The organism is Kordia sp., from assembly GCF_965283645.1.
Taxonomy (GTDB): Bacteria; Bacteroidota; Bacteroidia; order Flavobacteriales; family Flavobacteriaceae; genus Kordia.
This window is the reverse complement of sequence record NZ_CBDIPG010000001.1, coordinates 2079041-2101687: the sequence shown is the minus strand read 5'-3', so window position 1 is coordinate 2101687 and position 22647 is coordinate 2079041. Positions and strand designations below refer to the sequence as shown.

Annotated in this window: 23 protein-coding genes; 17 read left to right on the top strand and 6 right to left on the bottom strand. The window is 33.7% G+C overall.

Translation table 11 applies throughout. The annotated features are described in order from the left end of the window. The first annotated feature begins 172 nt into the window (after window positions 1-172). From ACQ654_RS09220 to ACQ654_RS09200, 5 genes are all read left to right on the top strand, one after another. Window positions 173-1150, top strand: a complete 978-nt coding sequence (locus ACQ654_RS09220) for a polyprenyl synthetase family protein (RefSeq protein WP_430410035.1) — start codon at window positions 173-175, stop codon at window positions 1148-1150. Between the two features lie 69 nt (window positions 1151-1219). Further along, the gene (locus ACQ654_RS09215) at window positions 1220-1783 is read left to right on the top strand and encodes an RNA polymerase sigma factor (RefSeq protein ID WP_430410034.1); all 564 of its coding nucleotides are present in this window, start codon (window positions 1220-1222) and stop codon (window positions 1781-1783) included. Further along, window positions 1770-2561, top strand: coding sequence for a hypothetical protein (locus ACQ654_RS09210; protein ID WP_430410033.1), 792 nt, complete (start codon window positions 1770-1772; stop codon window positions 2559-2561). Before ACQ654_RS09215 ends, ACQ654_RS09210 begins: the two co-directional genes overlap by 14 nt. A gap of 53 nt (window positions 2562-2614) precedes the next feature. Continuing rightward, the gene (locus tag ACQ654_RS09205; RefSeq protein WP_430410032.1) at window positions 2615-3649 is read left to right on the top strand and encodes a hypothetical protein; all 1035 of its coding nucleotides are present in this window, start codon (window positions 2615-2617) and stop codon (window positions 3647-3649) included. 170 nt (window positions 3650-3819) lie between these two features. Further along, a complete protein-coding gene (locus tag ACQ654_RS09200) occupies window positions 3820-5097 on the top strand; it encodes an erythromycin esterase family protein (RefSeq protein ID WP_430410031.1) in 1278 nt (425 codons plus the stop codon). 65 nt (window positions 5098-5162) lie between these two features. On the opposite strand, the gene ACQ654_RS09195 is transcribed toward ACQ654_RS09200, so the two are convergent. Continuing rightward, a complete protein-coding gene (locus ACQ654_RS09195; RefSeq protein ID WP_430410030.1) occupies window positions 5163-5429 on the bottom strand; it encodes a Cys-every-fifth RiPP peptide CefA in 267 nt (88 codons plus the stop codon). A 323-nt stretch (window positions 5430-5752) separates the two neighbouring features. On the opposite strand from ACQ654_RS09195, the gene dnaG reads away from it, so the two are divergent. Both dnaG and ACQ654_RS09185 read left to right on the top strand, forming a co-directional pair. Continuing rightward, window positions 5753-7714 (top strand): DNA primase, encoded by a 1962-nt coding sequence (gene dnaG / locus ACQ654_RS09190; protein ID WP_430410029.1) that lies wholly within the window; start codon window positions 5753-5755, stop codon window positions 7712-7714. Between the two features lie 16 nt (window positions 7715-7730). Further along, window positions 7731-8492 (top strand): hypothetical protein, encoded by a 762-nt coding sequence (locus tag ACQ654_RS09185; protein WP_430410028.1) that lies wholly within the window; start codon window positions 7731-7733, stop codon window positions 8490-8492. Window positions 8493-8562: 70 nt separating this feature from the next. On the opposite strand, the gene ACQ654_RS09180 is transcribed toward ACQ654_RS09185, so the two are convergent. Together ACQ654_RS09180 and nadE are read right to left on the bottom strand one after the other, a co-directional pair. Next, entirely contained in the window at window positions 8563-9192 is a 630-nt protein-coding gene (locus ACQ654_RS09180) for a response regulator (protein ID WP_430410027.1), read from the bottom strand. Window positions 9193-9354: 162 nt separating this feature from the next. Next, the gene (gene nadE, locus ACQ654_RS09175) at window positions 9355-10143 is read right to left on the bottom strand and encodes an NAD(+) synthase (RefSeq protein WP_430410026.1); all 789 of its coding nucleotides are present in this window, start codon (window positions 10141-10143) and stop codon (window positions 9355-9357) included. A gap of 206 nt (window positions 10144-10349) precedes the next feature. Here nadE and gldB point away from each other — a divergent pair, with 206 nt between their 5' ends. Both gldB and gldC read left to right on the top strand, forming a co-directional pair. Beyond that, window positions 10350-11306: a gliding motility lipoprotein GldB gene (gene gldB / locus ACQ654_RS09170; protein ID WP_430410025.1), complete on the top strand. Its 957-nt coding sequence runs from the start codon at window positions 10350-10352 to the stop codon at window positions 11304-11306. Then, window positions 11306-11644 (top strand): gliding motility protein GldC, encoded by a 339-nt coding sequence (gldC, locus tag ACQ654_RS09165; RefSeq protein ID WP_430410024.1) that lies wholly within the window; start codon window positions 11306-11308, stop codon window positions 11642-11644. The genes gldB and gldC overlap by 1 nt, the downstream gene beginning before the upstream one ends. A 48-nt stretch (window positions 11645-11692) precedes the next feature. On the opposite strand, the gene ACQ654_RS09160 is transcribed toward gldC, so the two are convergent. Then, the gene (locus ACQ654_RS09160; RefSeq protein WP_430410023.1) at window positions 11693-12445 is read right to left on the bottom strand and encodes a DUF5995 family protein; all 753 of its coding nucleotides are present in this window, start codon (window positions 12443-12445) and stop codon (window positions 11693-11695) included. 318 nt (window positions 12446-12763) lie between these two features. Between ACQ654_RS09160 and ACQ654_RS09155 the strand changes: the two genes are divergently transcribed. After that, the gene (locus tag ACQ654_RS09155; RefSeq protein ID WP_430410022.1) at window positions 12764-13135 is read left to right on the top strand and encodes a GTPase; all 372 of its coding nucleotides are present in this window, start codon (window positions 12764-12766) and stop codon (window positions 13133-13135) included. Here ACQ654_RS09155 and yihA read toward each other — a convergent pair. After that, on the bottom strand, window positions 13110-13718 hold the full coding sequence (yihA, locus tag ACQ654_RS09150; RefSeq protein WP_430410021.1) for a ribosome biogenesis GTP-binding protein YihA/YsxC: 609 nt from the start codon (window positions 13716-13718) through the stop codon (window positions 13110-13112). The genes ACQ654_RS09155 and yihA overlap by 26 nt on opposite strands. Before the next feature lie 6 nt (window positions 13719-13724). Further along, a complete protein-coding gene (locus ACQ654_RS09145) occupies window positions 13725-14489 on the bottom strand; it encodes an alpha/beta fold hydrolase (RefSeq protein WP_430410020.1) in 765 nt (254 codons plus the stop codon). A 274-nt stretch (window positions 14490-14763) separates the two neighbouring features. On the opposite strand from ACQ654_RS09145, the gene mraZ reads away from it, so the two are divergent. The 7 genes from mraZ (at window position 14764) to murD (ending at window position 22627) form a co-directional block, all read left to right on the top strand. Then, entirely contained in the window at window positions 14764-15231 is a 468-nt protein-coding gene (gene mraZ, locus ACQ654_RS09140; RefSeq protein WP_430410019.1) for a division/cell wall cluster transcriptional repressor MraZ, read from the top strand. Continuing rightward, complete coding sequence (gene rsmH / locus ACQ654_RS09135) at window positions 15218-16114, top strand: 16S rRNA (cytosine(1402)-N(4))-methyltransferase RsmH (RefSeq protein WP_430410018.1); 897 nt, start codon at window positions 15218-15220, stop codon at window positions 16112-16114. The genes mraZ and rsmH overlap by 14 nt, the downstream gene beginning before the upstream one ends. Before the next feature lie 3 nt (window positions 16115-16117). Beyond that, the gene (locus tag ACQ654_RS09130; protein ID WP_430410017.1) at window positions 16118-16435 is read left to right on the top strand and encodes an FtsL-like putative cell division protein; all 318 of its coding nucleotides are present in this window, start codon (window positions 16118-16120) and stop codon (window positions 16433-16435) included. Between the two features lie 6 nt (window positions 16436-16441). After that, on the top strand, window positions 16442-18448 hold the full coding sequence (locus ACQ654_RS09125; protein ID WP_430410016.1) for a penicillin-binding protein: 2007 nt from the start codon (window positions 16442-16444) through the stop codon (window positions 18446-18448). Further along, window positions 18445-19908 (top strand): UDP-N-acetylmuramoyl-L-alanyl-D-glutamate--2,6-diaminopimelate ligase, encoded by a 1464-nt coding sequence (locus ACQ654_RS09120; protein WP_430410015.1) that lies wholly within the window; start codon window positions 18445-18447, stop codon window positions 19906-19908. Before ACQ654_RS09125 ends, ACQ654_RS09120 begins: the two co-directional genes overlap by 4 nt. A 23-nt stretch (window positions 19909-19931) precedes the next feature. Next, window positions 19932-21167 carry a phospho-N-acetylmuramoyl-pentapeptide-transferase gene (gene mraY, locus ACQ654_RS09115; protein WP_430410014.1) on the top strand — a complete coding sequence of 412 codons (1236 nt, stop codon included), beginning with the start codon at window positions 19932-19934 and terminating at the stop codon, window positions 21165-21167. A gap of 122 nt (window positions 21168-21289) precedes the next feature. Further along, window positions 21290-22627, top strand: coding sequence for a UDP-N-acetylmuramoyl-L-alanine--D-glutamate ligase (murD, locus tag ACQ654_RS09110; RefSeq protein ID WP_430410013.1), 1338 nt, complete (start codon window positions 21290-21292; stop codon window positions 22625-22627). Window positions 22628-22647: the final 20 nt, after the last annotated feature.

The following is a 22647-nucleotide window of genomic DNA, read 5'->3' as shown; positions in this document are numbered from 1 at the left end:
TTATTTTTGATTCACTAAAAGAAACTAAAAATTAAAACAGATTTATTTAATGTCAAAATAGAGTATACTATCTTCAAAATGATGAAAATAAAACAATTAATTACGTTTTGAACTGTTTGAATCTTGTTAAAAACTATAAAATCATAGAATTAGTTGATATCTTTACAGTCGAATGAAAGTAGTTGCGCAGATAAAACAACCCATCGAAAAAGAAATGGAACTCTTTGAAAAAAAGTTTTCCAATTCCATGACTTCCAAAGTCGCGCTATTCAATCGAATCACGCATTATATTGTAAATAGAAAAGGGAAACAAATGCGTCCCATGTTCGTGTTCTTGGTTTCCAAAATGGTTTCTGACGGAACTGTTAATGATAGAACTTATCGTGGAGCTTCCGTTATTGAACTTATTCATACCGCAACCTTAGTACATGATGATGTCGTTGATGATTCCAATAGAAGAAGAGGTTTCTTTTCAATAAATGCTTTGTGGAAAAATAAAATTGCCGTATTAGTTGGTGATTATTTATTATCAAAAGGATTATTACTTTCCATTGATAATGGTGATTTTGACTTGTTAAAAATTATCTCAGTAGCGGTTCGTGAAATGAGTGAAGGCGAATTACTTCAGATTGAAAAAGCACGTAGACTTGATATTACAGAAGATATTTATTACAAAATTATTCGTCAAAAAACAGCAACTTTAATTGCCGCTTGTTGTGCCATGGGCGCACGTTCTGTAGAAGCTTCCGATGAAGAAGTAGAACGCATGCGATTGTTTGGTGAATATATTGGTATGGCGTTTCAGATAAAAGATGACTTATTTGATTATGGCGACACGCAAATTGGAAAGCCAACTGGAATTGATATTAAAGAGCAAAAAATGACGCTTCCGCTGATTTATACCTTAAATCATTGTACCAAAGAAGAGAAAAAATGGGTGATCAATTCGATAAAAAATCATAACAAAGACAAAAAAAGAGTCAAAGAAGTGATTGCCTTTGTAAAAAAAACGGGCGGATTGGAATATGCAACTACACAAATGAAATTGTATCAAGAAAAAGCACTCAACCTACTAAATACCTATCCTCAATCAACATTTAAAGATTCATTAGAACTGATGGTTAACTACGTAATTGACAGAAAAAAATAATTTTTTTTCATACGCAGACAACCATTTATATAAAAATTGCGTCTATGTCAATAGAAAGCAACCTGTACTGTGAAAGTTATTCAATTACATCTACAAGAAACACAACTCATCAAGCGAGCAAAACGCAATGATCGTAAAGCGCAACATGCACTTTATACGCAACATGCACCAAAGATGTTAAGTGTTTGCAGGTATTATATTTCAAATGTTCATGACGCTGAAGAAACAATGCTTTCTGGATTTTTTAAAGTATTTACGCATATCAAAACGTTTAAAAACGAAGGAAGTTTTGAAGGTTGGATTCGAAGAATAATGATTCGTGAATCGATTTCATTTCTCAGAAAAAAGAACCCATTAATTGCTGTTGAAGAAATAGAAAATTATACGGAAGTTGTAGCATGTGAAATGGACGTGAATGCTGGCGTAGCAGAAATTCAAAAAGCAATTGATGTATTGCCACAAGGATATAGAATTGTATTCAATTTGTATGAAATGGAAGGATACAAGCACCAAGAAATTGCAGCAATGCTCAATATTTCCGTAAGTACGTCAAAAACACAATTGTTTAAGGCGAAAAAAACGCTTCAAGCACAACTTCAATCAAAAAAAAACAGAACTAATGAAATTGCATAATATAAAAGACATATTAGAAGAGCGCAGGATAGAAGTTCCTAAAAATTCTTGGGAGCAACTTGCCACTCAATTAGATGCGAATGATCAAAATAAAAAGCGTCGAAAATTATATCCGTATGCCGCTTGTTTAGCGTTATTGGTTGGTTTAATTACGCTTATGGTGAGTAAAAGCGTTGGAGAATCTCAAGTACAAAGCGTAGTTGAAACCGAAGCAATTAAAGTTCAAGAAGAAATAGAAACACCAAAATCCACTATTCTAAAAGAAGAAATTAACGATGAATTATTTAACGCTGCAATTGCAGTACATAAAGATTTATTCTATCTAAAACAATCAGAAATAGTTGAAAAATCACCTAAAAAGGAAGCGTTAATTCCAAACAAACAAAGAGAAATTGTTATTAAATTACAAAAGGAAATTGAAAATACTGTTGTTGTTCAAGAAAACGAAAATTTACCTAAAGAAATAGAAGCAATCATCACACAAAAAGATGTAGTTGTTGATACAAATAAAGATTTAAAAGCATCAATAGCCGCTTTGTCAGTTGCTGAAAATAGTACAATTACGGATGCTGAAATTAATCAAATGCTCAAAGAAGCACAACAATCACTTTCAGAATTAGAGATAACAAAGGAAAAAGACACGATGCGATTCGCAACTGCTGACGAATTGCTAAATGAGGTCGAATACGAATTAGATAGATCATTCAAGCAAAGAGTATTTGATCTCATCAAGAAAAATGTGAAAAAGGGCAAAACCTTACTCGCTGATCGAAATTAATCATAACTAAGAACTTATCATAAGTGAGTTAATTCACTAAAAAAAAAACGAACATGAAAACAATTACTATGTATTTATGCCTGGCATTCCTATGCGTAAACTTTACGATGCAGGCACAACAAAAAGATTCGATTCAACTTAAAAAAGAAAGAACTAAAAAGTATTTGGAAAATCGACTACGCATCATTACAGAAGATGAAAAAATATTGCTAAAAAATACTGTAGAGCTAATTAATTCGGATCTTGAAAAAGGAAAAATCAGCAAAGAAGAAGCAGAAAAACAGAAAAAGAAAGCTGCAATGTTAACAGCTGCAAATATTGAGTATCGTATGGCAAAAGAAAAACGTGAAATGTTACTCGATTACCGAATCCAAGAAAACGGAAGTTTCATTCGGTTTGGAGAAGTGTTTGATTCACGAAAAATTAAAAAGAGACCTTTTCGTTATGACAGACGTACGTATTCTGATTTGGTGTTTGCTTTAGGATTTAACAATGCGCTACAAGATGGAAAATCGCTTGGCGATTCCGATTACCGAATGGCAGGTTCCCGATTTTTTGAATTTGGAATTAGTTGGCGAACACGTCTCTTTAAAAAACATAATTTTGTACGATTCAAGTACGGACTATCGTTACAATACAACAATTTAAAACCAACAGGAAATCGTGTTTTTGTAGACAATGGTAACACAACTACCTTAGAACAATTTCCGAATGATTTACGACGCTCAAAAATTAGAATGACCAATTTGGTAGTGCCAATTTACTTTGAATTTGGTCCTTCAAACAAAAAAGAAACCGATCATTACATTCGTTACAACACACGTAAAAAATTCAAAATCGGAATTGGTGGTTATGCAGGATTTAACATTGCCGTAAAGCAAAAACTAAAATATTCAGAAGATGGTGATCGTGTTGATCAGGAAATTCGTAGAAACTTCAATACAAACACATTTGTCTATGGTTTAGCAGGTTACATCGGTTGGGACGATTTAAGTTTATACTGCAAATATGATTTATCGCCAATATTCAAAAGTCCAAACTTAGAACAACGGAACATTTCCCTTGGTTTACGATTAGATGTATTTTAAAAACAAACAAAGTTCACAAGTATCTGATTGAGTTGCAAATTCCTAATTCGTTATATCTAGTGCAATACCTAGCAAAGTACTTCTCGATCTGACATTTACTAAAATTCAAATCAAAACTACATTTCACAACTTTCCTGTAGAGTTGTGTAGAAAACTAATGCCAAATAACAATGAAAAAAATCTTCTTACTCTTTACTATTTGTGTTGCGCTTTCCGCGAATGGACAAGCATTGCAACAAGAAATTAATAACATAAAAACAGACATAAATTTAGTGTCAACGCAAAAATTAGACACATCTTTAGATGCGCTTGTTGCTCAAATAGGAGACAAGCGTATTGTTGCACTAGGCGAAGATACACACGGAACTAAAGAGTTTTATGAACTTAGAAATGCGATTACGCAAAAGTTGATAAAGGAAAAAGGATTTACGATGGTTATCTTGGAAAATCCATATGAAGATATGGAACTTCTATCGCAAAATTTGCAAACACAATCGTTAGATTCTTTAATGAAAAATCATCTTTTTTCGATCTATCAATCACAAGAAATGAAAAAGTTTTTGACTTGGTTAAAAAAGTACAATCAAACGCATACGACAATTCCATTTAAAGGTTGTGACGATTCATACAGAGAAATTTTACCAGCGTTAATTACACAAGAATTGGATGCACACATGACAGATGAAATCAAAGAAACACTCAAAGAAATCAAGCTACGAGTTGCTTTAGAACCAAATGCATACTACGAGAAGTTCCCAGCTAAAAAACCTGAAAAAGTTGATGAATACGGTTATAATAGAGAAATATATCGATTACTTTTGAAATTGGAAAAAGAAGTTAAAAAAGAGCAAATTGAATCTAAATATTTAGAAGAATTACTAGCCAATGGTAAAAATTCATACATTAATTATGAGCTAATTTTTAAAGGAAACATCAAAACACGCGATATTGTCATGGCTGAACGAGTTGCATATTTTGCTAAAGATCCAACAGCTAAAATCATAGTTTGGGCACACAATGCGCATATTTCAAAAGAAGTTATCATTGATAATGAAATTGGTTTGATGGGAAGAAACCTAAAAAAAGAATTTCCAAACGAATATATTGCCATAGGAATGAGCAGTTTTAGCGGTACATATTCCTATATAAAAAATAGGTTTATAAATGACAATCATAATTTTGATGATGAATTATTTACAAGCGACTATCCGACACCGCCAACAAATACTTTTGAAGAAAAATTAGCGCAAAACAAATCGGAAGCCTATTACTTTCCAATCACTTCAAGAATCAAAGAAATTTGTAAAAAACTAACCAAGCAAAAACTAAAACTATTTGGGTACAGTAAAAATACGGAGAAAGATTATTATGAAGTCAATCCGGCTGTAATGTATGATCTTCTCATCTTTATCAAAAACACAAATCATACGATATCACTAAATAACTAATATGTAAAAAAAGGAGATACCTGTGTAGTATCTCCTTTTAATTTTAATCTAAAAAGTGAAAGTCACTATCTTACGTCTATAATAGTTATAGAAGGACATAATCTTGAAGGACAAAAATTCGAAGGACAGAAATCTGTCGGGCATCCATTAGATGGGCATCCGTTAGACGGGCAAAAATCTGATGGACAGAAATCTGACGGGCAGAAATCTGAATCAGTCACAATAATTGGACCGTCAATAAGAATTCCTCCTCTAACCTGATTGCTACTCAAATTGGAAATTGCTTTTTTGTTCAAAGCCAGTTTGCGTAAACTCATTTTCTTTTTTTTCATGATTTTAGAATTTAAAAGTTAATAGATTGTGTTAATATTGCTGTTTTTTTTATAAAAAAATACAGCGTAACTAATTAATGGTTAACTAAATGTAAAAAATTTTAAATTAATTTTAGTAAGGTAAAACCGTATTTTTAAATATATAAGACTTATGTGTTAGAAAGAAAAGTAGTATATAGTGAGAGGTAAAATAGTAGTTAGTGTTGTGTTTTTTAATATAAAATTAAAAAAGAGTCAGTTCTAGAAGACACTTTTCTTTTTTATCTTAATATTGATGAAAACTTAGTATTTTTGAAATTCATTCCTAAAAATCCCGAAAACCATTGATATCAAAATCAACTATAGATGCAGTTTTTGACATTTCTCGTGTAGAAGAAGTCATTGGCGATTTTGTACAACTCAAAAAATCGGGAAGTAACTTCAAAGGATTAAGTCCATTCTCAGATGAACGCACACCTTCTTTTATGGTGTCGCCAGTAAAACAAATTTGGAAAGATTTCAGTTCGGGAAAAGGTGGAAATGCGGTAGCGTTTTTAATGGAACACGAGCATTTTACATATCCAGAAGCCATAAAATACTTGGCAAACAAATACGGAATTGAAGTTGAAGAAACGGAACGAACCGATGAAGAAAAAGAGTTAGCCAACGAAAAAGAAAGCATGTATTTGGTTTCTGAATATGCTAAAAAATATCATCAAAAAATTCTTTGGGAATCTCCACAGGGAAAAGCAATTGGACTTACATACTTTAAAGAAAGAGGCTTTACAACGGAAACCATCGAAAAATTTGGTTTAGGATATGCGTTAGACGAATGGGAAGCATTTACCAAAGAAGCGTTAAAAGAAGGCTACAATCTAAACTATCTTGCAAAAACTGGATTAACAATTGTAAAAGACGAAAAACGCTTTGATCGCTTTAAAGGAAGAGTCATGTTTCCAATTCATAGTATGAGTGGACGCGTGCTTGGTTTTGGTGGAAGAATCTTAACGAATGATAAAAAAGCAGCTAAATATCTCAATTCGCCAGAAAGTGATATTTACCATAAAAGTAAAGTTTTATACGGTTTATACTATGCAAAACAAGCGATAGCGAAAGAAGATAATTGTTATTTAGTAGAAGGATATACAGATGTAATTCAAATGCATCAAGCCGGAATTCACAATGTAGTTTCATCATCTGGAACTGCATTAACCACTGAGCAAATTCGCTTAATAAATAGACTTACAAAAAACATTACAGTTCTGTATGATGGAGATGCGGCAGGAATTAGAGCGTCGCTTCGTGGAGTTGATTTAATCTTAGAACAAGGAATGAATGTGCGCGTATGTACATTTCCAGAAGGAGAAGATCCTGATAGTTTCACTAAAAACAATGCATTGGAAGATGTATTGGAATATTTTGAAAACAATGTAAAAGATTTTATCAGTTACAAAGCTTCGTTATTAATGGAAGTTGCGAAAAATGATCCAATCAAAAAGGCAGAAGTCATCAATGATATGATGTCTAGTATTTCCAAAGTATCGGATCGGATCAAGCAAGAACTATATTTACGTGAAACGTCTCGTATCATGGACATTTCGGAAGAAGTGTTATTTGCAACCTTAGCACAAATTCAAAATAAAGGAATTAAGGAAGCAAACAAACAAGTTCGGCAAGAAAAAAAGGCTTTTGAAGTTATAAAAACGGAGAAAAAAGCTGAAAAAGTAGATGTTCAATATGTGTTGGAACGAAAACTAATTGAAATCTTATTGTTGTACGGAAACATGGAAACCACTTTTGAAGACTTAATCTTAAAAGAAAACGATGATGGCGAACTAAAAATGGAGCGCGAATTATTTGAAGCACGTGTTTTTGAAAAGCTCTATCTCGATTTACAACAAGATGAAATTGATTTGGCAAATGAAAAATTCAAAGCTATCTATTACAAAGCTATTGAAAAGCTCAATGAAACTGGAAATTTAGAAATAGATACGTTTGTCAACGAAATTGAGCCAGAAATTGCCAGTGAAGTTACGGACATTCTCATGCGAGAAGAACGGTATGAACTGCACAATTGGGAAGCGCAAAACATTTTTGTAAAACCAAAAGAAGAAACTATTGCGCAATTAACAAGTGAAACCATTTTATCATTGCGTTGTTTTTTAATCAATCTTAAAATAGAAGAACTCAAACTTAGTTTGCAAGAAGACACTGCAATAGAGCAATTACAAAATGTATTAGAGGAAATCAAAGATTACATCTTTCTCAAAAAATCACTTTCTGAACAATTGAAAAGAGTGTTGTAACTAGAAACAATCACACATGAAAAAAATAATTACGTGTATATTTTTATTGCAATCATTATTGTTATGTTCGCAAAATCAGGAAGGAATTGATGCTGATTATGAACTTCAAGGATATTTTAAAAACTATCAAGAGTTTAACCTTTATTCTCTAAAGAAGAAAAAATTTAAGCATATTCGCCTTATTAATCCTAGAGAAACAGGAGGTGGTTTCGAATTTGATAGAATGTTAGATAACAATCTAAAACAAGCAATTTATACAATTACTATTGAGCATCCTTTAGGAAGGTATTCAAGATATAAAGAATACAAAATACATGTGTTTTCAAAACGAGATGCGATCATTTGCTTAATTAGTTATGAAGCAAGCACTGGAAATGTAAATTCGTATTATAATGATGAAAAACTATCCGCGCATATTGAGTTACACAATAAACTATACGAAACCAACTATAGAATTTCAGATTTCGTAGCTCAATTAAAAGAAAGGAGAATTTACGGATTTCAATGTAGCTATTCGCCAATAGCAAATGCTCCATTAGTATACGACGATATTTATTTTGACGATATAAGAAACGGAAAACACTTTAGAAAATGGTTAACATCGTTCAATCCTGAATTACAAGCTTACGGAATACATGCATTAGAACGTTTAGAGGAAAAAGAAAAACTACCACTTTCTCCACTAGAAAAGAAACTCATCAAACACATAAAAACACGAAACTCAACATTGCTTATTTGCGGAGGTTGTGTAAGCTTTCCTAGAAAAATTTATGATTAAAAAAATGATGACATATACAAACTCAAACGAGAATTCGTATATATCATCATAAAAATCTTTAACTGTGCAATTACAGTAATTCCAATGCTTTTGCTTGTTGTAGTAGATCAACTAAGTTGTCTACGTTCAACTTTCGCATTAGGCGAGCTTTGTACGTGCTCACAGTTTTTTCGTTTAGGTTTAATTCTTCAGCAACATGTTTGTTACGTTTACCAGAAGCTAAAAGTTTTAATACTTCTACTTCTCTCGTAGACAAACGTCTAAAGAACCTACGGGGTTTGTTTGTGCTCTCGTCAAATGCTAAGCGTTGCGCTAATTCGTTGCTAATATAGATGCCTCCATTGGCAACTTTAATAATAGCGTCCTTAATAACATTTGTAGCGACAGATTTGGATAAGTAACCAGATGCTCCAGCTCTTAGTGTGCTTACTGCGTAAACATCTTCTGAGTGTGAGCTAAACATAATCACTTTAACCTCGGCGAAGTCTTTTTTAAGCCTTCTTAAAGCAGTAATACCATTGACTTCAGGAATATCCATCTCTAATAAAACAACATCTACATGTTCTTGACTAATGAAGTCAAAAAGCTCAGAAGTAGTAGCAGCTTTGCCTACTACGTCAATCTCTGTAGAGTTCTTGAATAAAGATTTTACTCCTTTTCGAACAATGGGATGATTGTCTGCAATTAATACTTTAACCATAATTTAGTTTTTAAAGTTATTATTAAATCAGACCATCACATAAAGAAAGGTTCGGTATTTCATGCTAACACAAAATCGAATCAATTTTTATTTCAGGTTTAGGGGGTCTGTAGCAACAAATTTAAACAAATTTTTATAAAAATGATTAAAAAAGAAGATTTTTTATGTCAGATTTTGCGGTATTTCACAGACTGGAATTGGCGTCATTTTGTGTTTGTTAGCAGAATTAAATCGCTTATAAATACTGAAAACTTCCAGTTCTCTCCCTGAGAAATCTTCTACAGTTTTGCCTGCCGCTTGCATCTGCATAGCCCATTCTAGCTCGTCATAGCTGGCTCCAATCTGATCTTCGTCGCTTCGTGCATCACCAAATAAACCGTCAGAAGGAGCGGCTTTCATAATTGATTCTGGCACTTTTAATTCTTCTCCAAGCATGTATACTTCACTTTTCATTAAATCAGCAATCGGACTCAAATCAACACCGCCATCTCCGTATTTCGTATAAAAACCTACACCAAAATCTTCAACCTTGTTTCCAGTTCCTGCAACCAAACGTCCTAATAATCCTGCATGATAATACAAAGTTGTCATGCGCAAGCGTGCTCTTGTATTCGCTAATGCCATATCAACAGTTGCTTGCTTTCCATCTAAGGAAACTTCTGTTTTAAATTCTTCAAAAACAGGTGTCAAATCTACACGAACATCACTTACATTTTCATAACGTTCTTTTAGTTGTTTTATATGTTCTTGCGCACGATTTACATGGCTTTGTGCTTGATGAATTGGCATTTCTATACACAAAGTTGGCAAGCCAGTTTCGGCACACAAAGTTGAAGTTACCGCAGAATCAATTCCTCCAGAAACTCCTACAACAAATCCGTTTACGTTTGCATTTGTGGCATAATCTTTTAGCCAAGTAACAATATGTTCAATAACCTTATCAGTTTTCATCAGTTTGTTTTTTACTTAATTAATTTTGTCAGATAGAATTCGCCAATAATCATTTCGATTGTTACCAAATGAATTGTTTTGACTCATTTCATGTATTTCAATTTTTTTACAAGATAAAAAAAGTAAATTTGCAGACAAAAATAGGTGTCGTATAAAATTTATAAAAAGTACATGCGTTTACTATATATAATGAGTTAAAAATTATGATGAAAAAAATACTGTGTGCATGTTGTCTTTTAATTGTAGTTGGATGTGCCAAAGAAAAACCGCTAGAAAAAGAAATTGCGGCAATTCCGATAGACCTAAATATTTCAAGATTTGATCAAGTATTTCTTGGAGCAACACCTTCCGATTTGCCAAAACTAAAGGAAGTATATCCAATGTTTTTTCCAAGTTCAATTCCAGATTCTACGTGGATATACACAATGCGCGATCCTTTACAGAAAGAATTAAAACAGGAAATTGATGCTACTTTTAATGATTTCAGCTCCGTGCAACAAGATGTAAAATCTGTATTACAACATATAGTATATTATTTTCCTGAATACGATGCGCCAAATGTTTTTACCGTTACTACGGAAGATTATCGTAAAAAAGTAATTCTACACGAAGATATGATTTTGATTGCCTTAAATACCTATTTGGGTGCTGCTCATAAATATTATGAAGGAATTCAGCAATTTATTGTGCATAACTTCGAAAAAGAAATGATTCCTGTTGATATTGCGAATGAATTTGCATATTCGCAAATAGCAACCACACGTCGCGATCGTACTTTTTTAGGAAAAATTATGTATCATGGAAAAGCACAATATGTAAAATCATTGCTTGTGCCAAATGCTTCAGAGGCATTGCAGTTTGGGTATACGGAAGCGCAAATGACATGGGCAAGAGAAAATGAGGCGCAAATTTGGACGTATTTTATTGAGAAAGAATTATTATTTAGTACAGATAATAAATTGGATGCTAGGTTTATAAACATGGCGCCATTTTCTAAATTTTATTTAGAGTTAGATAATGATTCTCCAGGTGGAATAGGTTGTTATATTGGCTATCAAATTGTGACTGCATATATGAAAAATAATGATGTATCTTTGCAGGAATTATTGTCAAAATCAGGAGAAGAAATCTATAATAACTCAAAGTACAAACCAAAAAAATAATGGCGAATAAACTCAAGTCAGAAATCAAAATTGCAGTAAGCGTTGATGAAAATAATGTTCCAGAAGCAATCAATTGGACGGCTAAAGATGGTGGTGTAAATAATGAAGCTACAAAAGCAGTGATGTTATCCGTTTGGGATCATAAAGCACAAGAAAGTTTGCGTATCGATTTGTGGACAAAAGATATGCCAGTAGATGAAATGAAAGTATTTTATCACCAAACATTGGTGTCAATGGCACGCACGTTTGAGCGTGCAACAAACGATGAAAAAATGAGCGCAACTATGCTCGATTTTTGTGATTATTTTGCAGAAAAACTAGAGATTGTAAAAAAATAGTATGATTTCAAAACTTCTCGACTGCGGTATAAGTGGCAAAAACTAGTTTTAGTCTTTTTCTAAAATCTCAATTTTTGTTTCAACCGAACCGCTTTCTTCAAGTCTGACAATCTTCAATAAAAACTTAATTAAGAATCCTGGATCTGTAACGATTTGCGCTTTTTTAGTTATTTTTTGGTCTCTTGCGGCAATTAATTGCGGCCAGTTCGTTTCTGGTGAAGCGGCTAAAGAAGTTGCGTATTTCCATGCGCCGTCTCTGGCAAGTTTCATGCTAAAATCGATTAAAATAGTATCAAACTTTTCAGTGGCTTTAATAATTTTCTCCAATGTTTTCCAGATGAGTGACAATTCTTTTTCAACATCGTGTACCAATTCGCCCAAAATCAAATTAATCTTATCAAAATCATTTTTCAAATCTTGAATGTTTTTGCCTTTCATTACTGTTGCGGCGGCAATTCCTAAATCTAGATTTATATGTGCATTCATTCCTAATAGTAAATGTTGCAATACAATCAGCCAATAATTATCTGTTTCTTCAAAAGCAACTTGCCATGAATTTGTTGGCGAAATTCCGTTTTTATATTCGGTATAGGCTTGCAAATATCTATTCGCAAAAATAATATCCAAACGTTCCATGCGCGGATTATCATCAAAAAAACCGTTCTCAATTCCTTCCTTTACTTTACAAGTCACTTTCTGATACAATGCCGCGAAATAGCCTATTGTACTTGGTGTTTCTTTGCTTTCTTCAATTATCAGGTCTAGGAACGAAATAACTTCATCAATGGTAGTTGCTTGCATGGTTTTGAGTTTTGATCAACTAAAAATATGAAATTATGTTAAAGTTGAAAAGGAAAACATATTTTATACGACTTATGTTTCAGGAATAGATAGTAGAATTGAGTAATTAGGATTGAGAATTTTTCTAAAATTTACTATGACTTCTTGGATCGAAATCTTAAATTATAAATGTAAAAGTAATTTTACTGACAAACCTAGAATAGAACCAATAAATAATCGAATCAACAAAAAATGAAGTTTAGGTGTTTGTACGTATAATAGTTTAAGTTTTAATTCAAACTGTACAAAAACCAACCTAGTAAAACCCAAAACCTGAAATTGAAAAAACTCATCTTCATATACAACGCGAAATCTGGAACTATAAATGGTTTGCTTGATGTTGCACACAAATTAATCAGTCCGAAAACATATCAATGCAAATTGTGTTCAATTACGCACAATACGTTTTCAGAAAATGAACAATGGAAACGATTTAGAGAAACGACAACGCTTCCGCTAGAATTTTTGCACAGTGATGAATTTGAAGTAACTTATAAGCCAGTAGAAACACAATATCCTGTAATTCTCTTAGCAGAAAATGAAAAACTCACAGAGTGGATTTCGAAACGTGAAATTGAAAAAATAGAAAGTACAGAAGAATTAATCAATTTAATACAAGCAAAAACTAAGAATTTTTCAAATCTTGATTAATCTGCCCAATATAATCCAATACATCATCACGACCGATAGCTTTAGATGAAGAAGTGATAAAATGTTGCGGCATTTCTTCCCAAACGTCTTCCAGTAACTTTTCACGATACGTATTTACATGTTTATCAATTTGCGAAGGACGCAACTTATCCGCTTTGGTGAAAATAATACAAAAAGGAATCTGATTTTCGCCTAACCATTGCATAAATTCTAAATCTACTTTTTGTGGTTCGTGGCGAATATCAACCAATACAAAACCACAAACTAATTGCGGTCGTTTGCTAAAATATTCCGTAATAAATTTTTGAAAAACTCGCTTAGAACTCTTAGAAACACGTGCATATCCATAGCCAGGTAAATCGACCAAAAACCATTCGTCATTAATCTTAAAATGATTAATTAACTGTGTTTTTCCTGGTCTTCCGGATGTTTTTGCTAAACTTTTTCGTTGCGTAAGCATATTAATCAATGAAGATTTCCCAACATTTGATCGTCCAATAAATGCATACTCGGGAATTGGATTTTTTGGACATTTAGCAACGTCCGAATTACTCATTACAAATTCGGCAGATTTTATCTTCATAACAGACTAGAAATTACGTTTTGTCAACCAATCTTGTAAATGTTCGTTGAATTCTTTTGGATGTTCCATCATAGGTGCGTGACCACATTTTTCAATCCAATACAAGTCTGAATCTGGAAGTAATTCATGAAACTCTTCCGCAACATCTGGTGGCGTAACCGTGTCATTTTTTCCCCAAATAATTCCTGTTGGAATGTTCATTTTAGGCAAATCTTTCCCCATATTATGACGAATTGCACTTTTTGCAATCGCTAAAGTTTTAATTAATTTACTACGATCATTTACAGTAGCAAAAACTTCATCGACAATTTCTTTTGTAGCAACTGCGGGATCATAAAAAACATCTTCACTTTTCTTCTTAATGAATTCATAATCACCACGTTTTGGGTATCCGTCGCCCATAGCGCTTTCGTACAATCCAGAACTTCCCGTTATCACCAAACCTTTCACCAATTCAGGATATAGTTTAGTTGCTAACAAACCAATGTGACCACCAAGCGAATTTCCAAGTAAAATAACTTTATCAAGTTCTTTGTGAAGTATAAAACTGCGGACATATTTCGCGAAATTCTTCACGTTAGTCTTCAGAAGTGGCATTGTGTAAATAGGCAATTCAGGAATTAAAATTTTGTATCCTTTTGCTGAAAAGCTCTCGGTAACAGCTTCAAAATTGCTCAATCCGCCCATTAAGCCATGTAAAATAACGATAGGTGTCCCTTCTCCCACTTCGAGATAATTGAATTTACCTTCCTTTTTAAAGCTTTCTTTCATTAACGGCTATCAGTTTTTTAACAAGAGACAAATATAGGCATTTCGTAATTATTAGAGTGCTTTTTTTTAAATGTCTCAAAACATACTAAAAATAGTACAAATAAACGGGATGTGTAAAGGTTTTTACCACTCATCAAAAAGTTGATTTTCAGTTTAGTTATCTCTTTTTTGAGTATAAAAAAGAAAAATTTATTAACAATGTGGTAAAATGTGGTAAAATGTGGTAAAATTTTCAATATATTTGAATCTTAAAGTGTATAAACCACATTTTGAAGTGATAAATTTAATCGGAACATACGAATGCAAGGTAGACGCCAAAGGGCGAATGCTTGTGCCAATTGCTATAAAAAAGCAGTTGTCACCTGTGTTACAAGAAGGTTTTGTGGTAAAGCGAAGTCTGTTTGAAGCATGTTTAGAACTGTATCCGATGGACGAATGGAATGCGGCAATGAAAGATGTAAATAAGCTGAATCGTTTCAAGAAAAAGAATAATGACTTCATCAGAAAGTTCACAGCTGGTGTAAAAATTATTGAAATTGATGCCGCTGGACGTTTATTAATTCCAAAAGATTTGATCGGAATTGCTGGTATCAAAAAAGAAATTGTGTTGTCATCGGCAATCAATATCATAGAAATTTGGGATAAAGAAAAGTATGAAGCGGCAATTGACGATTCCGCAGAAAACATAGCAGATTTAGCAGAAGAAGTAATGGGAAATGACGATGCAGATGGAATATCATAATCCAGTTTTACTAAAAGAAACGGTTGACGGACTCAACATCAAAGCGGCTGGAGTATATGTAGATGTGACTTTTGGTGGCGGTGGACATTCAAAAGAAATTTTGAGTCGATTAGGAGAAAACGGAAAATTGTATGCTTTTGATCAAGATCAAGATGCGTTGAAAAATGCGATTGACGATCCAAGATTTACATTGATCAGTCAAAATTTTAGACACTTAAAAAAGTTTTTACGCTTTTACGGTGTGAAAAAGGTTGATGGAATTTTAGGGGATTTCGGAGTTTCATCACATCAATTTGATGTAGCTGAGCGTGGATTTTCATTGCGATTTGAAGCAGATTTAGATATGCGAATGGATCAAGACAGTGAAATTTCAGCATATCATATCGTAAATGAATACAGCGAAAACGAATTGCGCTCAATTCTATCAGTATATGGTGAAGTTCGAAATGCAAAAGCAATTGCGGCTCAAATTGTAGAAGCAAGAACCGAAACACCTATAAAAACAACAGAAGAATTAAGAATTGTGTTAAAACGATTTTTGCCAAATTATAAAGAACATAAAATATTAGCACAAATCTATCAAGCAATTCGAATAGAAGTCAATCAAGAAATAGAAGTTTTAAAAGAATTTCTATTGCAGACGCAAGAAATGCTAGATGAAGGTGGAAGAGTAAGTTTAATCAGTTACCACTCATTAGAAGATCGCTTGGTAAAACGATTCATCCGAAGCGGATTATTTGAAGGTGAACCTGAAAAAGATTTTTACGGAAGAATAGAAGTTCCATTCAAAAAAGTTGGAAAACTCATCATTCCATCAAAAGAAGAAATAAAAATTAACAACAGAGCGCGAAGTGCAAAACTAAGAATTGCAGAACGTTTATAGATTATGAAAAAAAACATCTATGACATATTAAAAGGTAGATTTCTCATCAATGATGACGCGGTAAAAAACTGGCGATTCATTGTATTTGCTTCCTTCTTAGCATTGATAATGATTGCAAGTTCGCATTGGGCAGACAAAAAAGTACATGAAATAGCCAAGCTCAACGATGAGGTAAAAGAACTGAAAAGTGAATTTGTAGATGCGCGGACCACTTTACAACAATTAAAACTTGAATCGTACATCACAGAAAAAGTAGCCGTAAAAGGATTGGCGCCTTCCGAAAATCCGCCAAAAAAAATTAGAGTAAAGTCACAACAATAAAAGCAAATGCCAGTAACCGACAAGAACATATTAAATCGTTTATATTTTATCGCAGGAGGTATGTTTCTCTTCGCGATAGCGGTTGTGGTGCAATTGGTGAATATTCAATTTGTAGATGGTGACAAGTACAAAGAAATGGCACAAGAGCGCACATTGCGAAATGCTACAATTGCGCCAAGTCGTGGAAATGTATACGCAGACGATGGAAGTTTATTAGCAACATCTGTTCCTAAATATGACATCTTTTTTGATGCAGTTACGGTAAAAGAAAAAACCTTTATTGACAATGTAAAGCCGCTGGCAGATTCATTAGCGATCATGTTTAATAAACCGTCTTCGTATTATGAAAAAATGTTGCGTAAAGCGCGAAAAGACAAAAGCAGGTATTTTCGAATTGCTAGAAAGCTAAGTTACTCAGAATACATTCGAATCAAACAATTTCCAATCTTTGAACACGGTGCAAATCGTGGTGGATTTATAGATAAAGTAAAAACAGTTCGAGAACATCCAATTGGTGGAATTGCAGAACGTACGGTTGGGTACGAGCGTAAAGATGACAAAGGATATTACACGCGTGTTGGACTCGAAGGTGCTTTTGGGGAATACTTACGTGGAAAAGAAGGAAGACGCTTAGAACAAAAAATAGCAAAAGGACAATGGAAACCTGTTTCTGGCGACAATGAATTAGAACCGCAAGATGGTTTTGATATCATATCAACCGTAAATGTAAACATTCAAGACATTGCACATCATGCATTATTGGAACAATTAGAAAAATACAAAGCAGATCACGGTTGTGTGGTAGTGATGGAAGTGGCAACAGGAGAAATCAAAGCCATATCAAACTTAGGAAGAAACAAAGCAGGAAAATATTACGAACGTTTAAACTATGCGGTTGGCGAATCGCATGAGCCAGGTTCAACATTCAAATTGATGGCAATGGTTGCGGCGTTGGAAGACAAAGTAATTGATAGTAATTATGTAGTAGATACAGGAGACGGAAAGTTGAAATTTTACGGAAAAACGGTTCGCGATTCGAATAACAAAGGGTACGGGAAAATTTCTGCGTCGGAAGCTTTTGAAGTATCATCAAATACGGGAGTTGTTAAAATCATCACAGACTTCTACGGTAAAAATCCGGAGAAATTTGTGGACAGACTCTATAATATGGGCTTAAATGATAAGCTTGGTTTGCCAATTACAGGAGAAGGAGCACCAATCATTCCACATCCAAATGATAAAAAAGGATGGTTTGGAACAACATTACCTTGGATGGCTTTTGGGTATGGAGTTTCATTAACACCATTGCAAACTCTTACATTCTACAATGCTATTGCAAATGATGGCGAAATGGTACGTCCGCGATTTGTAAAAGCAGTTCGCGAAAACTGGTATGCGAGTGAAAAAGAATTTGACAAAGAAGTCATCAATCCTTCAATCTGTTCTAAAACAACAGTTGAAAAAGTGAAAAAGATGATGCAAAATGTAGTGGAGAAAAAACATGGAACAGGAAATAGCTTGTATTCTGCTGACTTTTCTATGGCAGGGAAAACGGGAACATGTCAAAAAAACTACATCATAAAAGATAACAAGGAATATATTTCAACGTTCTCTGGATTCTTTCCTGTAGAAAATCCAAAATACTCATGTATTGTAGTAATCCACGAGCCAGACAGAAGTATTGGATACTACGGAGCAGACGTTTCGGGACCAGTATTCAAAAAAATTGCACACAAGATTTACACAGACACACCCATATTTGATGAAGTTGAAAACATTGATGAAGTGCAAGGAGTTGTCGAAAAAGACTTTGAAGATTATTTAGAAAAATCAAGAAAGTACGAAACCATCATTCCTAATGTAGTTGGAATGCCAGCAATGGACGCCATTCCATTACTAGAAAACTTAGGACTACGCGTAGAAATTAACGGAAACGGAAAAGTAACCAAGCAATCATTAGAAGCAGGTAAAAAAATAGGATCACAAAAACGAATTGTACTAGAATTATCGTGAAAACACTAAAAGACATATTATACAAAGTGCAAATCGAAGCCGTCACAGGTGATACGACAATTGCGATACGCGAACTAGTTTTTGATTCGCGCGCAGTACAATTGAATGATCTGTTTGTTGCAATGAAAGGGTATGAAGTTGATGGGCATAGTTACATCAACTCAGCAATAAAATCGGGTGCAATTGCAGTGATTTGTGAAGAAATTCCAGAAGAAATAATCAACGGAGTTACCTATGTTCAAGTAGATAACGGAAGTAGTGCGTTGGCGATAATGGCTTCAAACTATTACGGAAATCCTTCAGAAAACCTACAATTAATTGGTGTAACAGGAACCAACGGAAAAACAACCATTGCAACCTTATTATATCAACTATTCAAAAAAGCAGGGTACAAAGTTGGTTTGTTATCTACAGTGAAAATTTTGGTAGATAATAAAGAATACAAAGCAACACATACAACGCCAGATTCATTGACGATTAATAAATATTTGCAAGAAATGAATCATGAAGGTGTAGAATACTGTTTCATGGAAGTTTCGTCGCATGGAATTCATCAAAAAAGAACTGACGGACTCACGTTTCAAGGTGGGATATTTACAAATCTATCGCATGATCATTTAGACTATCATGATACGTTTGCAGAATACAGAGATGTAAAAAAGAAATTCTTTGACGAATTGCCAAAAGAAGCATTTTGCTTAGTAAATATAGATGATAAAAATGGTTTGGTAATGATGCAAAATACCAAAGCTAAAAAATATACATACGCACTAAAAACCTATGCGGATTATCGTGCGCAAATTCTGGAAAATAGATTAGCAGGATTGCTTCTGAAAATTAATGACAATGAAGTTTGGGCAAAGTTAATAGGAAGTTTCAATGCGTACAATCTATTATCAATTTACGCTACAGCAGAATTATTAGGTTTAGAAGAAATAGAAATATTACGCTTAATCAGTGAACTCGAAAGTGTAAGTGGGCGCTTTGAATATTTCATCTCAAAAAATAAAATTACAACTATTGTTGATTATGCGCACACACCTGATGCGTTAAAAAATGTATTGGAAACAATCAATAGCATTCGTACAGGAAACGAGCAACTTATTACGGTAGTGGGTTGTGGCGGAGATCGTGATACAACAAAACGTCCAAAAATGGGCAACATTGCGTCTGCGCTCAGTACCAAAGCAATATTTACATCTGATAATCCAAGAAGAGAAGATCCAATGGCAATTATTGAAGCCATTGAAAAAGGCGTAGAACCGCAAAACTATAAAAAGACACTTTCAATTACAGATCGTAAGCAAGCCATCAAAACGGCATGTCAAATGGCAACTGAAAATGATATCATTCTCATTGCTGGAAAAGGACACGAAACGTATCAAGAAGTAAATGGAAAACGAACAGATTTTGACGATTATAAAATCGCGAAAGAAATACTAGAAACTCTCAACGAATAACGAGCACAACAACAAACGAAAATATGTTATACTACTTATTTGAATATCTCGAAAAACAATACCAATTCCCTGGTGCATCCTTATTTGGGTACCTGAGTTTCAGGGCAGCTATGGCGGTAATTTTTTCGTTGTTGATTTCTACAATTTACGGAAAAAGAATCATTGCGTATCTACGTACAAAACAAATTGGAGAAACGGTTCGTGACTTAGGATTAGAAGGTCAAAAAGAAAAAGCAGGAACACCAACAATGGGTGGAATTATTATCATTTTGGCAACATTACTTCCTGTATTACTATTCGCGAAACTTGAAAACATATACATCATATTATTGATTGTAACGACAATTTGGATGGGAATTATCGGATTCATAGATGACTACATCAAAAAGTTTAAAAATGATAAAGATGGACTCAAAGGAAAGTTCAAAATTTTAGGACAAGTTGGACTAGGAATCATTGTCGGGACAACCTTGTTTTTTCATCAAGATGTAACTATTCGTGAAGAATTACCTGTAACGCAACAGCAAGAATTGGTTGCTAGTAATGATGCGCCAACAAAGAAGTTCGGTGAAGAAAAGCGTTCAACTAAAACGACAATTCCTTTTGTAAAAGACAATGAGCTAGATTATGCAAAACTAATCACTTGGATGAATCCTGATTATGCAAAATATGCGTGGTTAATTTTCATTCCAATCGTAATAATTATCATCACGGGAGTTTCCAATGGTGCTAACCTTACGGATGGAATTGACGGACTCGCCGCAGGAACTTCGGTCATTATTGTACTCACCTTAGGGATATTTGCGTGGATTTCAGGAAACCTGATTTTCTCCGAATATCTCAATGTCATGTACATTCCAAGAGCGGGAGAAATTACGATATACATTGCCGCATTTGTCGGAGCATTAATTGGATTTCTTTGGTACAATACCTATCCAGCACAAGTATTTATGGGTGATACAGGAAGTCTCACAATTGGAGGAATCATTGCGGTAATTGCAATTGCGATTCGTAAAGAATGGTTAATCCCAATCCTTTGCGGAATTTTCGTAGCAGAAAATCTATCGGTGATCTTGCAAGTAGGGTACTTTAAATACACACGAAAGAAATTTGGAGAAGGAAAAAGAATATTTCTAATGTCACCATTACATCATCACTATCAAAAACTAGGATATCACGAAAGTAAAATTGTAACCCGATTCTGGATTGTCGGAATCTTATTAGCAATTCTAACCATCGTAACACTGAAACTTAGATAAGTGAAAATAGTTGTGAGTTATAAGAATTGAGTATTAAGCAAACGAGTAACTAGAAAACAGATAAAAGATTAAAGAGAGTACAATCCTTGAATTTTGAATCTTTTAATTTTTGAATTAGTAAAATGCAACAACGATTAGTCATATTGGGAGGCGGAGAAAGTGGTGTAGGAACTGCAATCTTAGGAAAGCAAAAAGGCTATGAAGTATTTGTTTCGGATAAAGGAACAATCAAAGCACATTACAAAAACGTTCTGAATCAGTTTGAAATTGAATGGGAAGAGCAACAGCATACGGAAACGAAAATTTTAAATGCGGATGTTGTCATGAAAAGCCCTGGAATTCCAGATACGGTTCCATTAGTAAAACAATTAGTTACTAACGGAATTTTAGTGATTTCTGAAATAGAATTTGCATCAAAATATACAGATGCTACTATAGTTGCAATCACTGGAAGTAATGGAAAAACGACCACCACAATGTTGACGAATCATGTATTAAAGCAAGGTAAACTCAATGTGGGAATGGCTGGAAACATAGGTGACAGTTTTGCAAAGCAAGTTGCGGAAGAAAATTACAATCCATATGTGTTGGAAATAAGCAGTTTCCAGTTGGATGGAATTGTGAAATTCAAGCCACATATTGCTGTCATTACAAACATTACACCTGATCATTTAGATCGATATGAATACAAATTTGAAAACTATATCGCTTCTAAATTCAGAATTGCAATGAATCAAACATCGGATGATTATCTCATTTATGACGCAGATGATGAAGTCATTGTAAGCTGGTTAAAAAAACATCCTGTTCAATCAACATTAATACCATTTTCATTAAAGGAAAAACTTGAAAATGGCGCATACATAGAAGACAAAAATATAATACTAACGATACAAAATAAGACAATAACTATGCCGACGGACTCGCTAGCACTAGAAGGACAACACAATACAAAAAACGCAATGGCAGCATCTGCAGTAGCGCAACTATTAAATATAAGAAAACAAACCATACGTGAAAGTATGTCAGGGTTTCAAGGTGTGGAACATCGTTTGGAAAAAGTACTAAAAATACAAAACGTTCAATACATCAATGATTCCAAAGCAACAAACATCAATGCAACCTATTACGCGTTGGAAAGCATGACAACACAAACAGTTTGGATCGTTGGTGGAGTTGACAAAGGAAATGATTACTCAGACTTATTACCGTTAGTACACGAAAAAGTAAAAGCAATCATTTGTTTAGGAATTGACAACTCAAAAATTATTGAGTCATTTGGAAGAGTAGCTGATTTAATGGTAGAAACAACTTCCATGAGTGAAGCAGTGAAAATTGCACACAAAATTGCGGAAAAGGGAGAAAATGTATTGTTATCGCCAGCATGTGCAAGTTTTGATCTATTCGAAAACTATGAAGACAGAGGAAGACAGTTCAAAAACGCGGTAAGAAGCCTCTAATATTAAATGCTAAATATAAA

Excerpts from the sequence above, each read along its gene's own strand:
- ACQ654_RS09220 (WP_430410035.1), top strand. The coding sequence starts at position 173 with ATGAAAGTAGTTGCGCAGATAAAACAACCCATCGAAAAAGAAATGGAA.
- ACQ654_RS09210 (WP_430410033.1), top strand. The coding sequence starts at position 1,770 with ATGAAATTGCATAATATAAAAGACATATTAGAAGAGCGCAGGATAGAA.
- ACQ654_RS09205 (WP_430410032.1), top strand. The coding sequence starts at position 2,615 with ATGAAAACAATTACTATGTATTTATGCCTGGCATTCCTATGCGTAAAC.
- ACQ654_RS09200 (WP_430410031.1), top strand. The coding sequence starts at position 3,820 with ATGAAAAAAATCTTCTTACTCTTTACTATTTGTGTTGCGCTTTCCGCG.
- ACQ654_RS09195 (WP_430410030.1), bottom strand. The coding sequence starts at position 5,429 with ATGAAAAAAAAGAAAATGAGTTTACGCAAACTGGCTTTGAACAAAAAA.
- ACQ654_RS09185 (WP_430410028.1), top strand. The coding sequence starts at position 7,731 with ATGAAAAAAATAATTACGTGTATATTTTTATTGCAATCATTATTGTTA.
- ACQ654_RS09180 (WP_430410027.1), bottom strand. The coding sequence starts at position 9,192 with ATGGTTAAAGTATTAATTGCAGACAATCATCCCATTGTTCGAAAAGGA.
- nadE (WP_430410026.1), bottom strand. The coding sequence starts at position 10,143 with ATGAAAACTGATAAGGTTATTGAACATATTGTTACTTGGCTAAAAGAT.
- gldB (WP_430410025.1), top strand. The coding sequence starts at position 10,350 with ATGAAAAAAATACTGTGTGCATGTTGTCTTTTAATTGTAGTTGGATGT.
- gldC (WP_430410024.1), top strand. The coding sequence starts at position 11,306 with ATGGCGAATAAACTCAAGTCAGAAATCAAAATTGCAGTAAGCGTTGAT.
- ACQ654_RS09160 (WP_430410023.1), bottom strand. The coding sequence starts at position 12,445 with ATGCAAGCAACTACCATTGATGAAGTTATTTCGTTCCTAGACCTGATA.
- yihA (WP_430410021.1), bottom strand. The coding sequence starts at position 13,718 with ATGAAGATAAAATCTGCCGAATTTGTAATGAGTAATTCGGACGTTGCT.
- ACQ654_RS09145 (WP_430410020.1), bottom strand. The coding sequence starts at position 14,489 with ATGAAAGAAAGCTTTAAAAAGGAAGGTAAATTCAATTATCTCGAAGTG.
- rsmH (WP_430410018.1), top strand. The coding sequence starts at position 15,218 with ATGGAATATCATAATCCAGTTTTACTAAAAGAAACGGTTGACGGACTC.
- ACQ654_RS09130 (WP_430410017.1), top strand. The coding sequence starts at position 16,118 with ATGAAAAAAAACATCTATGACATATTAAAAGGTAGATTTCTCATCAAT.
- ACQ654_RS09125 (WP_430410016.1), top strand. The coding sequence starts at position 16,442 with ATGCCAGTAACCGACAAGAACATATTAAATCGTTTATATTTTATCGCA.
- mraY (WP_430410014.1), top strand. The coding sequence starts at position 19,932 with ATGTTATACTACTTATTTGAATATCTCGAAAAACAATACCAATTCCCT.
- murD (WP_430410013.1), top strand. The coding sequence starts at position 21,290 with ATGCAACAACGATTAGTCATATTGGGAGGCGGAGAAAGTGGTGTAGGA.